Here is a 13,373-nt window from a genome sequence, read left to right on the forward strand (position 1 = left end):
TTGGAGTCGGTTGGGATGTGGCTAAGGACATCTTCAAACGTGACCTGAAGCATCGGTTCGGGAAACCCAAGCTTTCGGAGTTAAAATACATTGCAATCGATGAAATCAGCGTACGTAAAGGACATAAGTACCCGACGCTGGTCATGGATTTGAAAAGCGGAGCTGTCGTGTTCGTGGGAGATGTAAAAGGAGCTGAAGCCTTGTTGCCTTTCTGGACAAGATTAAAACGCAACAAAGCAAAATAAAAGCTGTAGCTACGGATCTCAGTCCCGCATATATCGGTGCAGTTCTTGAGAATTTACCGCGAATCCCTCTCGTCTTTGACCATTTCCACGTGGTCAAACTCATGAATGATAAACTCACCAAGGATGTGCTGAAAGGCACAAGATGGCTGCTTTTGAAAAATCCCGAAAATTTAAATGCGGATAGAGATGAACAGCAGCGTCTGGAGGAAGCCCTGCGGTTAAACAAACCACTGGCAACAGCTTACTCTCTCAAGGAAGACCTGCGTCAGAGATGGAGTCAGCCAAACAAGAAAGATGCTGCAACATTTTTGGAAAGCTGGATATCTCGTGCAAGAGCATCCGGCATTGCTCTGCTAATGACCATTGCAAACACGTTGGCAACGCATAGCTTCGGGATACTCGCTTGGTACGGTCATCCCATCTCATCAGGACCAATGGAAGGAACGAATAACAAAATCAAAACCATGAAAAGACAGGCATATGGATACCGTGATCTGGAATTTTTCAAACTTAGGATCATGGGCATTCATGAAGCGAAGTACGCTTTAGCCGGATGAACCTATATTTTGTCCTCTCTCTATTAGTAAAATCAAGTACTAGTGAACAAAGAACATGTTTATGTGTAATAAACTTATTCTCTGCTCCAACTAATCTGTTACCATTGTTAATCTTATCTGACTGTAATGTTTAACTTAATATAATCCTAAACAATCATAAATCATGCTTTCCAAATTGAAAGCTATTGCTGCCAACTTTATTATCAATTCGCAGGAATGTTTTATAAAATTATATCAATAGCTATAGTCGCCTGATTTTATATTAAATCCTAGGTGATGATTCTGCATGCTTCTGACGCTTTCAGTTATAATTAATTATTATTTCTTCTTTCAGTCTTGTTCCACTCGATTAAAAGGATTACTCTTTATTTTGTAATAATAATTACTAGTTGTATTAAATTATACAGAGATTAGTACTCGTTTATACCGTCAATAGAAAAGATCTGAATCTGTTTGAAACTGAAATTAGAACATTTAATCAGGACTTTTTGAACGGTAACAGTAATTGCGAGTATACATCGTCTGAAGGAGAAAAAGATATGCAGAATAATGAATCGACCATTGCCGGTCATGTATGCGAACTGCCTGAATTTTTGGAAAAACCCGCACCGATAACCAATATTGAAGAAATAAAGGAATACGACGTTGTCATAATCGGTGCCGGATCTCCGGGTGTCCCTTGTGCTCTTTCTGCTGTTGAATCCGGTGCAGAAGTTGCCCTGTTGCAGAAAGAAGCCGAAGCTTCAGCTTGTGGTAATTTCGGTTCCGGAATCGAGCTGTCAACCAGTAATCCTGCTGATGTAGAAGCTTTAGTTTCCACACTTATGGCAGCATCTTCACACCGTCCGAAACGTGGTCTGCTCAGCTCCTGGGCTCAGAATTCCGGTGAGGCAATCAACTGGCTGATTAAAAAAGCTGAGGAAGCAGGCGCACAAGTCAGCAATTTTGGCAACGGTGCCCATGCAGAGCTTTTAGAAAAATATGGTTATAAAATTGATTTTATCACATCATTTTTCGGACCTAAACCTTATGATGTCGGTGAAGCCCTGAAGGCGTTATGCGGACTGGCAGAAAAAGAAGGTGTTAATATTTTCTACAATACGCCAGCGCAGCAGCTTGTTCTTGAAGATGGCCGGGTCATCGGGGTTATTGCTAAAAGTGAAGGCAAATACGTTCAGTTCAATGCCAGAAAAGGTGTTGTCATGGCTACAGGCGACTATCAGAATGATGGAAGAATGCTCTCCTATTATCTGCCGGATGTAGCTAATCTTGTTCCTAAAAAGGCCGGAAGAACCGGTGACGGACATAAAATGATCGTATGGGCTGGCGGTAAAATTGAAAATCTCGGCCATACAAAAATGTGTCATGATTTTGATTCCGGACCTGCAACCATGTGCGATATGCCGTTTATGCGCGTTAAACTGAATGGTAAACGCTTCTGCGACGAAACTCTTGGTATGGAACTTATGAACTGCTATTTGCTTGGTAAAGAGGATTCCGGCCAGTATTGCCAGATCTTCGATTCCGCTTATATGAGCAAGGCTGCGGATTGGTCTGGTGGATTGGTTTCACCTGAAGAAATGAAAACCTGGATGCCTGAAGAGGATGTAGAGCGGAACGGTGTTGAAGAAGATCTGATCAACACTCATAAAGCTGATACTCTTGAAGAGCTGGCAGAAAAAATGGGAATCACCGACGTTCCGGCTTTCCTCGAAACTGTAAAAAAATACAACGAGATGACTGCCGCTGGAGCTGATACCGAGTTCGGTATGCCTTCAGAGTTCATGAAATCCATTGACACTCCGCCATATTATGGCATTCACCGTCATTTGGGAATGTCCATGGCCTGCTCAGGAGTTGAAGTTAACGAGAACCTTCAATGCCTCGACACACAAAATAATCCTATTGAGGGATTGTATGCCATAGGCAACTGCGCCGGTAACTTTTTCGGAGGAGTTGAATATCCTATGGCTGTAGCCGGATTGAACCTTGGACATAATTATACACAGGGTTATGTCGTTGGTAAGAGATTGGCAAAATTATAAAAAGTTAATGAATTGAAATTCAGCCCTTTTGGGTTTGCAGAAATGTATCCGTTCTGATTATATGCTGAGAAATGGCATTCAATCCTTATGGTGCTGATTTTTTTCGTCACACATTAGAAGCTTAAAATAAAACAGCCGGTTAACATCTATTGTTAACCGGCTGTTTTTATATTTAATAACCAATATGATTTATTAATGTGATGAAAAATTGGAACTAAGTTGAATCACAATTAGAGCATGAACTTCCGCAGCAGAGATGACAGCTCGCTGTTTGTAGATGATTTGACTGACAGACATTCCCATAACTCGCATGTATTCATAGTCTCCTATCTGTTTAAAATATAATAAGGATGAGAGGAAAAATATGAAAAAAATCAGTATTCCTGTTTTGGTCTGTCTAATAATGTTGTTGGTTCCGGTTGTTTCTTTTGCAACCATGCAGACTTTCAGCAACTTTTCAATTGATGTGCCGCAAGGTTGGCAGACTATGGAGAATGGCAATGTTGTTGCGCTTATTGCTCCTGATCGTTCCGCCTCCATGTCTATTGCTTTCGACAGTGCTCAGGGAATGTCCGCAGCAGACCTTGCAAATGCTTTCGTTCTTCAGATGAAAGGAAGTACACCTCAACCTCTTGATGATGGCGGGTATGCTTTTACATTTACAACTGCCAATGGGATAGAGAGTCAGTCAATTTTATATGTTGAAGGTAATCAGTATATGATGATCACAACAACAGGTGATCATCCTGATTTTGGCAGAATTATTGACAGTCTCGAATAAAAAACGCGTAGAAATTTACATTGGTCATACTGACAGGAACGTCTTTAAATGGATAACTATAGAGGTTTGCAGGTGAAAGTCTGCAAACCTTTTTTATTGAGATTCTTTAGAATTGCATAGTCGCATTTGTATTTTTAAATAAAAAAACATACTTATCCACCTGATAAAAGTATTGTTTTTATATAAAATCCATTGCATTATCCTGAGTCTTTATTTCTCCAGAGTACTATTCGCAATAAAGCCAAACAAAGAGTGTATTTTATAAATTGTGAAAATGAGGAATGTTGTGAGTACATCCAAATCATGTATCCGCATCCAGCTTCCTGCTGAAAAATCATGGGTCTGTCTTATGCAGACTGCTGCCGAGCAGGCAGGCTCTGTATTCGGTCTGGACTGTGGCAAAAAAATGCGACTTGTTCACTGTGCAGAGGAGTTGCTACTTTTTCTTTCTTCGGCTGACGCTGGTGACATAGAAGTAGTTATTCAGCAGATATGCACGGGAGTGGAAATCGGAATATCTTTTGCCTCGAGCGGGGTAGACCTTTCAGCTTTGAATCTGGTTTCTTCACCTGATGTTTCCGGTGAGGATATTGATTTATTATCATTGCCGCTGTTGCTGGCTTCACGAATGTCTGACGGCTTTAGAGTCGGGCTAGAAGGGCGGCGGATGGAAATTGTCATGCGGGTGGACAAGGATTACCCCAAACTTGAGCCTTTTCCGGTTGAGCGGTTTTCTGTGCAGGGGCGTCCTGTCCTTTCCGAAACTAATGACGCTGATGCTCTGCTTGAAGCCTGTAATTCCGTTGTGGCTTTTTATCCCGATCACGTTGTTCCTCTCTGGTGTCATATTCCGGGAAGACTTACGGATATGGTCTGTTCAGGACAGTTATCGGTTATAGAAGCACGGGATGCGGTCGGTCGTTTGTGCGGGGTCCTTTTCTGGGAATCACGCTCAAAACAGATAGTCACTTTTTATGGTCCTTATGATTTCTCATCAGACGACTCAGTTGCGGGAGAACTTGTTGAATCCATGTTGCAGGGTGTTGCCAGAACCTCAGCCAAAAATGTTTTCAGCAGTCTGGTGACACAACCCTTGTCGGAGTATGGGTTCGAATTGTTGGCCCGGCTGCCTTATCATCTTGAAAGTACCCATGAACCGGTTGTGCATCCTGTCTGGGGGCGTATGCTACAGGAAGATTTCGGAGGGGCGGTGTGGACTCATAGCTCTTTTGATGAGTATTTGCGCGGCCGCTATATTGCTCTCGACACTGTTCGCGATTTGAGACCTGTCAGCCAGCTTGGTGAAGTAGCTAACTCGGCTTCTGTAATTGGAGCACGCCTTAATCCGGTTCTCAGCGAAGCCTTTCTCAAGCCTGAGCTGAATGGTGATGATATCGGCATCAATATTGAGCGGCATGTTTTGTCGCTCACATCAGCAGGATATAAAAATATATTTTTTGAAATAGATCTTGCTAAAGGCTGGCACGCTGCATTGGGTGAACATCTAAGTAAAAGCCATTTTCATCCTGAACTTCTGCTCCCTCATGGCGGGCAGTCAGATACTCTTATTTTTCGCTATGACCCTGAATCTTGATCATCTTGTTCCGGCCCATATTCGTCTTTTTGACCCGTACCGTCCAAGTCCTCCAGACTCGGAACTGATGCGGCTTTTCGGCCTTAAAAAGCTCTACCGTCTGAATAACAATGAAAATGTTCTTGGACCATCTCCAGATGTCTGTAACCTGTTGAAAGGAATAGAATCCGGTCTAGTCCCTATCTATCCTCATGGTGACAGTCAGGATTTGAGGGAGGCCCTCTCTTTGAGACTTGGCCCGGACCGATCGCAATTCCTTGTGGGAAACGGTTCTTGTGAACTTATCTCAAGTGTCGTTAAAGCGTTCTGCGAGCCGGGAGATAATATTGTCACGGCTGATAAGACTTTTGCAGTTTATGAATGGGTTGCAGAATTTTCGGGAATCGAAGCTCGGCTTATACCGCTGGATCAGAAACAGGGGTTTGACCCTGAAGCTATGCTTGCAGCAATAGATGATCGGACCAAGCTTGTTTTTGTCTGTAACCCGAATAATCCCACCGGAACATACTGGGATGAAACCGCCATGCGCCATTTTATGGATAGAGTCGGGGAAAGGTGCATTGTTGTCGCTGATGAAGCTTATTTTGAATATGTGGAAAAGCCTGATTATCCGGATTGCATAAAGTTGCTGCAAGAATACCCCAACCTTGTCGTTTTCAGAACGTTTTCCAAGATGTTTGCTCTGGCTGCACTGCGAGTTGGATATCTTTGTGCCAGTGAAGAAGTGACGGATATCATAAGCCGCGCACATGTAGCCTATTCTGTGAATACTATAGCTCAACTTGCCGCGAGGTCAGCTATTCTGGATGAGTCCGCTTTTATTGCGGACACCAGAGACATGGTCAGACAGGGAAGGGAAATCATCAGAAAAACGTGCGAATCACTAGGGTTGGAATATATCATAGGTGAAGGAAATTATGTCATGGTCCGCACTCCTATGTCCGATACTTTATTGCAGCGAAAACTCCTGCGCCGTGGGTTTCTGGTGAGGACTATGACCGGTTTCAGATTTCCCAACTGGATTCGTGTCAGTCTGGTTCGTGATGATGTGCTTAATGAGTTCAGCTCAGTTCTGGCAGATATTTTTCGTTAAGTTCTACTGTTGTTGTGTTGATTAATTTCTCTGCTTGTGATGCGGATTAAAGGATAAAAGAATGATGTCTGGTAAAACCAGAGAAGAATGCCTGAAGTTTTTGAGGAATGAAGGTTATATTATCGAGCCGGGACAGAAATTTACTGTTGATTATTTTAAACCTGAGGATGCTCTTGGAGTAGCTCGACTATATTACGCCGTTTACGGTGAAATGTTCCCGATTGATTATGTTTATGATCCTGAAGCGATTGTCAGCATAAATGCAGGAGATGATTTATTTCAGGCTGTAGGACGTACGCCTCGGGGAGATGTCGTCGGGCTGTACGCTTTATTTCGTTCGGCACCGGGACTCAGGATTATGGAAGGTGGTTCATGGATGGTACATCCGGATTATCGTAAAACTTCCGTGGGATTGCGTCTTGCGCGTAAAATACACAGTAAACCTCCTGAGCATCTGGGTTTGGAAGTAATTTTCGGTCAGAGTGTTTGCGACCATGTTACAAGCCAGAAGTTGGGAAAGCTTATTAACGGGCATCATTGTGCTTTGGAAGTTGAGCCTATGCCTCCAAGACCCGGTGATCCTGATTCATACGGTCGTATTTCGTTACTCGATGGAATAGTTCTTTTAAACAATCGGCATAATAAGGTGTATCTTCCTGCCAGATATAAATCCCAACTTAAGACTATATATAGCTGGCTTGATCTTGATCGAAACTTTCTGGAAAGTGATATTTGTGATAAAAATCAGGTTTCTGCGAGCGTGACCGAGGTTGCTGTCAAGCCGGTTGGTGACGCTGGGGTAGTCAAGATAGAAGTAGAATCTGTAGGAGCTGATTTTGCTGAGTGCCTTGCTGAGGTTGAGCAGGAGTATTCAGGCATCCATGCATACCAGCTTATACTTTCTCTCAGCTGTCCTGAGAGTTCCTTTGCCGTTGAAACTGCCCGTAAATCAGGATTCTTTTTCGGGGGCCTGCTTCCTCTATGGTTTGACAAAGACGCTCTGCTTATGCAGAAAATTTCAAAAAAACCTGATTTTACAAGACCTTTAATTTATACTGAGGAAGGTAAATCCGTTTTATCTATGGTCGAATCAGACTGGAAAGCAATTCAGCTTTAATCTGTTTTTAATCGTCACATATACAAACTTCCCCGTGCATCCATTAGGATGACGGGGAAGTAGAGATACTAATTACAAAAATCAAGTATGATTTATTACCATGCCAGAGATTGGCCCTTGGCCCGCATCTCATGATCGTACATCATTCTTATAGTTGAATAGTTACACATTCCTGTAGCGCAGTACTGGTTTATTATTCTGGTTAGAGTATTTGGGGCTTTGGCGCTGAGGAGTTTTTGGAAGGCATCAAGATCTTGTTTTTCCATCATCCGCAGTGTTGATTCAGATGTCATACCGACTCTGTAGCAATCCTGCTTAACACTCTGCTTTATGTAGTTTACTACGGCAGCTTTATTCTGTTCAGTTGCCTGAAAACCGATAGGATTGACAAAATCAGCAGCTAAACATGATGTAGCGATTAGTAAAAAAGCAATTACAAGGATTAATTTTTTCATAGCCTTATACCTTATTCTTTACTTATTTTTTGCATTTCCTCTATTACATCATCGTAAGTCATTCCATCCAAGTAATCTAAGGCTTTAGATTCATCTCCACCGTTTTTGAGTGTTTTTGAGAGCAGCAACCCAAGCACTGCCTGTTCAAAGTTCTGCTGTTTTTCTTTAGGCAGAGAATCAATAATTACCTGCATTGATTTTTTGAAACTGGCTTCTGATGATCCGTCTATTGACGGTCCTGATGAGCAGCCTGCAACGAGAAGGGAAAGTAAGACTAAGCAGGATAAAAGAATAGTTTTCAAAGATGTTTTGGTCATAATCACTCCATCATTTCTAAATAAATATTAATAAAATAATACAAAATCGTGTACAGGTGTTTTTTTTATCATGCAATAACTTTTAATTATTTTATAAAAAGAAATTTATGTCTGGAGTAATTATGACATTTTATATTTTGCTAAACAGAATTTGATATTTTATATAAAATATGTGTGTGTTTATTTACATATAGATAGCATTTTAAATACATGGCTGCTTTTGATTTGATAATTCTATAATACAATAAAAGTCTGGAAGTATTCACTTCCAGACTTTTATGTTTAACTAAGTGCCTAAATATGACTCCCTACTTTAAATTTTCAGGGAAGTTCTCAGGCAATTCACTTGCTGCGCAGTTAATAACTTCTTCATTATTAAGACCGCAATCTTTGATATAAGTTATTGTCGCGAATTCATCTATTACTTCAGTAGGGTACGCGGGGCCGGCTTCTCTGAATGCTTCCATTTCTGAAATGTGTTCATTTTGAAAGCATACGGTTTTCTTGGGATCATTGATAATCCAGCGTGGGAAAAAGATTGTACCGTGAAAAATTTTATCAGCAAGATTCGCAATTAAGCTGACATCGGTTCCGGTAGGTTCGGTCCATGAGATTTTGTAGACCTGATCTGCAACCTGAACCATGTAGACTTTCTGGTCTCTAACCCAGCGGTTTCCCACTATTCCACTATGAATACGGTAATCCATAGTGGTTTCATTTTTAACATATATTTCATAGTTCCAACCGTTATCATAAGTATAAACCAGATGTTTTCCCAAAAGTCCGCTTAAATCTTCTTTTTCAAATTTCATTTTTATTTCTCCAGTTATTGTTGTTTCGATTTATGTCGTAAACTATAATGTTTTTATTTTTGAATTAAAAACGTTGATTTTTAATCAAAACAATCTAAAAATTAGATATGTCAAAAATGAAAACAAATCTTGCCCAGTGGCAATTGCTCCAAGCCGTAGTTGAACTTGGAAGCTATCAGAAAGCGGCCCAAAAATATCATCGTACTCAATCCTCGGTGAGCTACCAGCTATCAATGCTTCAGGAAGGACTCGATCTTCAATTGCTTGATATTGTCGGTAGGAAAGCACAGCTCACAGAGGCCGGTAGGGATTTGCTCGCACAGGCCAAAATTTTATTGGATGGAATGTATGCTCTGGAAGCAAAGGCAGAGGCTTTCAGGTGTGGAGAACGAGCCAGAATTGATCTGGTGGTTGATAGCATTTTCCCAAAAGCTGTATTGTTCAAGTTGCTTGAAGATTTTCATCTTGAACATCCCCAGACACAGATTCATCTGACAGAGACTTTGAGAAGTGAAAGTCTCAACCAGCTTTCAGAGCATACCGGCGATTTATATTTAATCCACCTCCCTGAATCTTCACAGCATCTTGGGAAACTAATTTTAGAGATTCCTTTTATTGCAGTTGCCTGCGAGGGGTACGGACTTTTAGATCTTCCACAACCTCTTCACGAACGTGATCTAGCTCGTTTTCCATTAATCAGGATTGTAGATAGAAAAACACAGAAAAGTCCTGAAACAGAAACAGCCGAAAACTGGTCATTCACATCAGTTGAATCAGCAATAGAGGCCGTATTGCACGGTTTCGGTTATGCATGGCTTCCAGAGCCTTACATTCTAAATTATCTGCAAGCTGGTGCTATGCTTAAACTCCCTTTACAAAATGGCTGCCGCCGGATGACTTCCATCTATCTGGTGCAGGATGCAGCTTTAGAACATGATGCTGTGATGGGGGATCTTATTAATCTGCTTGATAATCTTAGTGTCTGATTTGATATTTAATTATATTGATAATATATTAAATATCATCTATCTAGTAATACGTCTGTTTAAATAATTCAATATTGATTTTGGAACTCTACTGATGTGTACTTCTTTTAAATTAAGTCTTTTATACCGGAGATTATCAGAGCATGCTTAAGATTTTTGAATGGAGCAACTACCAGAAAAAAATATTCACCATAACCATACTGATATTATCAATTACAATTTTTATTCCGCAAAAAGTCACAGCAAAAACTTTCATGGTTGAAAGCTACCAAAAACTCCTAGTTGCTTTGAATGAATCCGCCCATAATAAGGAAGATGATATCATTAAGGTTTCTGCTGGTATAGATATACCTGCAACAAATGATTTTATTGAAACTGGATTTAGCTTAACCATTAAAAGTGGATATTCAAATAATTTTAACTTTAGAAGTGCTGTTACTCCAACAGTTGATACTACCGTTACAAAAGGGTGATTTCCCCAAATTCCTGCTCAGAGTACTTCCGGTCCTGTCCCTCCTGAAGGAGTTGAGCCGGTTTCTACTGTTGATAAATTTTTTAATAAAGAGGTTGGTGCCACTGAAAAAGTCCTTGGTGTTCCCGGGTATCTGTGGCGCCATGGCTGCGGTCCAACAGCTTTGGGTATGATTATAGGGTATTACGATCTCATAGGTTTTTCATCTCTTTACAAAGGGAGTGCTGCTACTCAGACCAGTGATGTTGATCAGGGTATAGCCTCTGAACGGAGCGCATCAGATCCCGGACATTATGAAGACTATAGCCTGCCGATGGATACTTATTCAGATAATCCCATCCCGGATAAATCTGAAGCTCCGGCAGGGGATGAACATACAAGTGACTGTGTTGCAGATTTTATGCAAACTTCTTTTTCATCCAGAGATAACTTTTATGGCTGGAGCTGGAGTACTGATATTTCACCAGCCTTTTTAAAATATGTTCAATATAAAAATTCTTCCTATATTGCTGAAAGTTCAACCTGTTATATGAGTAACAATTCTTTGAACTGGACCGTCTTGAAAAGAGAAATTGATAACAACCGTCCGATGGTTTTTCTGGTTGATTCCTCAGGTAACGGGTATACTGATCACTTTGTGGCTGTGGTCGGATACAGAGAGGGAACAGAATTAGAGTATGGCTGTCTTGATACATGGAGTCCTGCCTCTACCGTCCGGTGGTGTACGTTTACCGGCATGTCCTCAGGACATAATTGGGGAGTCTGGGGTGGTTGGAGCTTTTCATTGACCGGGAAAACAAAATTAATGGTACCGCAGAATATGCTGTTGTTGCAGTAGCAGTCCTGAAATCAGAGTGGTTACGGATTTTTTCTTAATTTTCAAGGAAAGATGTAATTGACTGGTCACTTTCATCACGGATATGAATTAGACAAATCTTTGAGAACTCATATCTAAATTTACAGTTTTCGTTATTCAAAGGACGGAAGCTAGCGGTGACGGTTGATTGCTATGAAATTTTTAGATGAAAACCTTCTGGACCATCTTCAGCGGCCTGAATTTAAGGAACTTTTAGCTTCACTTAAAACGCGAAGTTATCAATCAGGCTCTTTACTCTGTCAGCCGGATGGAACCGATAATCAGGTCTTCATCGTGGCTCATGGTCGAGCCAGAGTTTATCTTGGTTATGAAGATAAAGAATTTAATATTGGAATTTTATCCAAAGGTGACATTTATTCCACGCATACACGGGCATTTGTGCAGTCGCTCGAAGAAATAGAAATTCTTTCAGCCGATGTAGGAACTTTCCGGCAGAAGATGCTGGATGACTCAGAAGTTGCGAAAGCCATGATCGGTGTTCTTGGCAGCATGCTCAAAAACTCGTTCACTATTATTGAAGGTCTTGTTTTTGAAGATGTCAGCAGTCGACTGCTTAAACTTTTTGTAAACGAAGCCACAAAGCACGGTTCGCCTTACGAAGAAGGCGGAGTAGTGGTTAAAATTGATCTTTCAGTGGAACAGATAGCCCTTCTGGTCGGTTCTACACGTCAGACAGTGTCTAAAATCTTAAACGAACTTTTCCAGAAAGGGCTTATTAAAAGACTGGAACGCGGGAAGTATCTGATTCCTGATATTTCAGAACTCGAATCATTCTCCGGCTTGCGGCATGGGTGATGCCTTTCTTAAATGTGTTTAAGAAAATGGAGAAAAGCGTCCACCACAGCGATCACACCAGTTGATACCTTCTCTCTTGTCATGAATAAAATGGTCGATGCGGTCAGCTGTTTCCAACGGATTTTCTTTAGGTTCAATGGTCTGAAATGGAAATTTCAAGGTATGTTCGCAACTGGCGGAAGCAATAATAATTGCCGGTATAGCGGATACGTCCACTGAGGCAAATTGAGCAGTCACATCAAAGAGAGTGGCCAATCCTGAATTATCCAGTGGGGAGTTAACAGAAATTACCGGACTAATCCCAATAAAATCACAGAATTCAGCAAGCCCGTCTCCAGCATTTATGAAAAAATCAGGATCAGATAAAAATTTGCATTCGGACCCTGCTTTTTCTTTATTGAACTGTATAACCAGAAGGTCACGGTTGATAAGTTCCTGAATCAGTGCTGAATGAGCGTTGCTATCCCAGTCTGTGGAAAGCTTGGCGTCAGCCAGTATAACAAGGCCGCGGACTCTGCCAAGCTGAAATGATTTGAAAAAAATTTCTGTTGATTCTTTTAGAATTTCCCATTGGCTGTCATTTGAAATTTCAGTAACGCTAATTGATGAAAGATCTTGCTGGTCGCCGTGGAGGTTTGCAGTTTGAACGTTTCTGTCCATTTTATTCTCCTGACTGTTTTCTCATTGCTGATGATTTATGGAATTCAGGCTAAACAGGGTGCAGATTGTTGGATGCCTTGAGAGTAATATAGATACGGAGAAAAACTCTGTCTGTCGGCTGGCTGACACATAAACTTGTTTTGTGAAGATAATGTCATCTCAAGGGTATAAAAATGGGAAAAAAATTTAGTGTATTCTTTTTAACAATCATTTTATTCTTGGGCCTGCAGCAAGTTGGCAATGCCGGACAAAACTTTCGGTTGCGTATTTTTTTCGGTTTATCACGACCTGATGGAGGGGCTGTTTCACTAGAGCAATGGCAGTCTTTTCAGGATAAAGAGATAACCAGATTTTTTGACGGCTTTAATGTTGTCGACTCAGTTGGATACTATAAAGGTAAAGCTGAACGATCTAAAATTGTAACAGTCATTGTCAGTGAAGACGGGATCGGAAAAGCTGAAAAACTCGCAAAACTTTATGCGGTTCGTTTCAGTCAGGATTCAGTTATGATTGTTAAGGTCCCGGTTTCAGAATGCAGTTTTATTACTGCTGATTAAACTTTAAAAT

General features: G+C 41.0%; 14 protein-coding genes and 1 pseudogene. 11 read left to right on the forward strand and 4 right to left on the reverse strand.

The features are described 5' to 3' along the window. The first annotated feature begins 143 nt into the window (after positions 1-143). The 6 genes and pseudogenes from G496_RS20815 to G496_RS0102185 all read left to right on the forward strand — a co-directional run bounded on the left by G496_RS20815 (position 144) and on the right by G496_RS0102185 (position 7,432). A pseudogene (locus G496_RS20815) lies at positions 144-802 on the forward strand (ISL3 family transposase). A gap of 539 nt (positions 803-1,341) precedes the next feature. Beyond that, positions 1,342-2,847 carry an FAD-dependent oxidoreductase gene (locus G496_RS18580; RefSeq protein WP_084407464.1) on the forward strand — a complete coding sequence of 502 codons (1,506 nt, stop codon included), beginning with the start codon at positions 1,342-1,344 and terminating at the stop codon, positions 2,845-2,847. A gap of 364 nt (positions 2,848-3,211) precedes the next feature. After that, a complete protein-coding gene (locus G496_RS0102170; protein ID WP_027177821.1) occupies positions 3,212-3,628 on the forward strand; it encodes a hypothetical protein in 417 nt (138 codons plus the stop codon). Positions 3,629-3,914: 286 nt separating this feature from the next. Further along, on the forward strand, positions 3,915-5,222 hold the full coding sequence (locus G496_RS0102175) for a hypothetical protein (RefSeq protein ID WP_027177822.1): 1,308 nt from the start codon (positions 3,915-3,917) through the stop codon (positions 5,220-5,222). Beyond that, on the forward strand, positions 5,173-6,315 hold the full coding sequence (hisC, locus tag G496_RS0102180) for a histidinol-phosphate transaminase (protein ID WP_425411662.1): 1,143 nt from the start codon (positions 5,173-5,175) through the stop codon (positions 6,313-6,315). Before G496_RS0102175 ends, hisC begins: the two co-directional genes overlap by 50 nt. 61 nt (positions 6,316-6,376) lie before the next feature. Continuing rightward, on the forward strand, positions 6,377-7,432 hold the full coding sequence (locus G496_RS0102185; protein WP_027177824.1) for a hypothetical protein: 1,056 nt from the start codon (positions 6,377-6,379) through the stop codon (positions 7,430-7,432). Between the two features lie 95 nt (positions 7,433-7,527). Here G496_RS0102185 and G496_RS0102190 read toward each other — a convergent pair whose 3' ends face one another. The 3 genes from G496_RS0102190 to G496_RS0102200 all read right to left on the reverse strand — a co-directional run bounded on the left by G496_RS0102190 (position 7,528) and on the right by G496_RS0102200 (position 9,016). Continuing rightward, entirely contained in the window at positions 7,528-7,887 is a 360-nt protein-coding gene (locus G496_RS0102190; protein WP_027177825.1) for a hypothetical protein, read from the reverse strand. An 11-nt stretch (positions 7,888-7,898) separates the two neighbouring features. Beyond that, entirely contained in the window at positions 7,899-8,204 is a 306-nt protein-coding gene (locus tag G496_RS0102195; protein ID WP_027177826.1) for a DUF6694 family lipoprotein, read from the reverse strand. Between the two features lie 308 nt (positions 8,205-8,512). Then, positions 8,513-9,016 carry a phenolic acid decarboxylase gene (locus G496_RS0102200; RefSeq protein WP_034632130.1) on the reverse strand — a complete coding sequence of 168 codons (504 nt, stop codon included), beginning with the start codon at positions 9,014-9,016 and terminating at the stop codon, positions 8,513-8,515. A gap of 116 nt (positions 9,017-9,132) precedes the next feature. Here G496_RS0102200 and G496_RS0102205 point away from each other — a divergent pair, with 116 nt between their 5' ends. From G496_RS0102205 to G496_RS0102220, 4 genes are all read left to right on the forward strand, one after another. Then, the gene (locus G496_RS0102205) at positions 9,133-10,002 is read left to right on the forward strand and encodes a LysR family transcriptional regulator (RefSeq protein ID WP_169725721.1); all 870 of its coding nucleotides are present in this window, start codon (positions 9,133-9,135) and stop codon (positions 10,000-10,002) included. A gap of 143 nt (positions 10,003-10,145) precedes the next feature. Further along, positions 10,146-10,475 carry a hypothetical protein gene (locus G496_RS0102210; protein ID WP_027177829.1) on the forward strand — a complete coding sequence of 110 codons (330 nt, stop codon included), beginning with the start codon at positions 10,146-10,148 and terminating at the stop codon, positions 10,473-10,475. A gap of 168 nt (positions 10,476-10,643) precedes the next feature. Beyond that, the gene (locus G496_RS0102215; RefSeq protein WP_027177830.1) at positions 10,644-11,312 is read left to right on the forward strand and encodes a C39 family peptidase; all 669 of its coding nucleotides are present in this window, start codon (positions 10,644-10,646) and stop codon (positions 11,310-11,312) included. A gap of 171 nt (positions 11,313-11,483) precedes the next feature. Then, complete coding sequence (locus tag G496_RS0102220) at positions 11,484-12,146, forward strand: Crp/Fnr family transcriptional regulator (protein ID WP_027177831.1); 663 nt, start codon at positions 11,484-11,486, stop codon at positions 12,144-12,146. Between the two features lie 18 nt (positions 12,147-12,164). On the opposite strand, the gene G496_RS0102225 is transcribed toward G496_RS0102220, so the two are convergent. Continuing rightward, positions 12,165-12,806 carry a hypothetical protein gene (locus G496_RS0102225; protein WP_027177832.1) on the reverse strand — a complete coding sequence of 214 codons (642 nt, stop codon included), beginning with the start codon at positions 12,804-12,806 and terminating at the stop codon, positions 12,165-12,167. 260 nt (positions 12,807-13,066) lie between these two features. Between G496_RS0102225 and G496_RS0102230 the strand changes: the two genes are divergently transcribed. Next, positions 13,067-13,363 (forward strand): DUF3574 domain-containing protein, encoded by a 297-nt coding sequence (locus tag G496_RS0102230; RefSeq protein WP_027177833.1) that lies wholly within the window; start codon positions 13,067-13,069, stop codon positions 13,361-13,363. Positions 13,364-13,373: the final 10 nt, after the last annotated feature.

The sequence above is a fragment of the Maridesulfovibrio bastinii DSM 16055 genome (assembly GCF_000429985.1).
In the GTDB taxonomy this organism is placed as follows: domain Bacteria; phylum Desulfobacterota; class Desulfovibrionia; order Desulfovibrionales; family Desulfovibrionaceae; genus Maridesulfovibrio; species Maridesulfovibrio bastinii.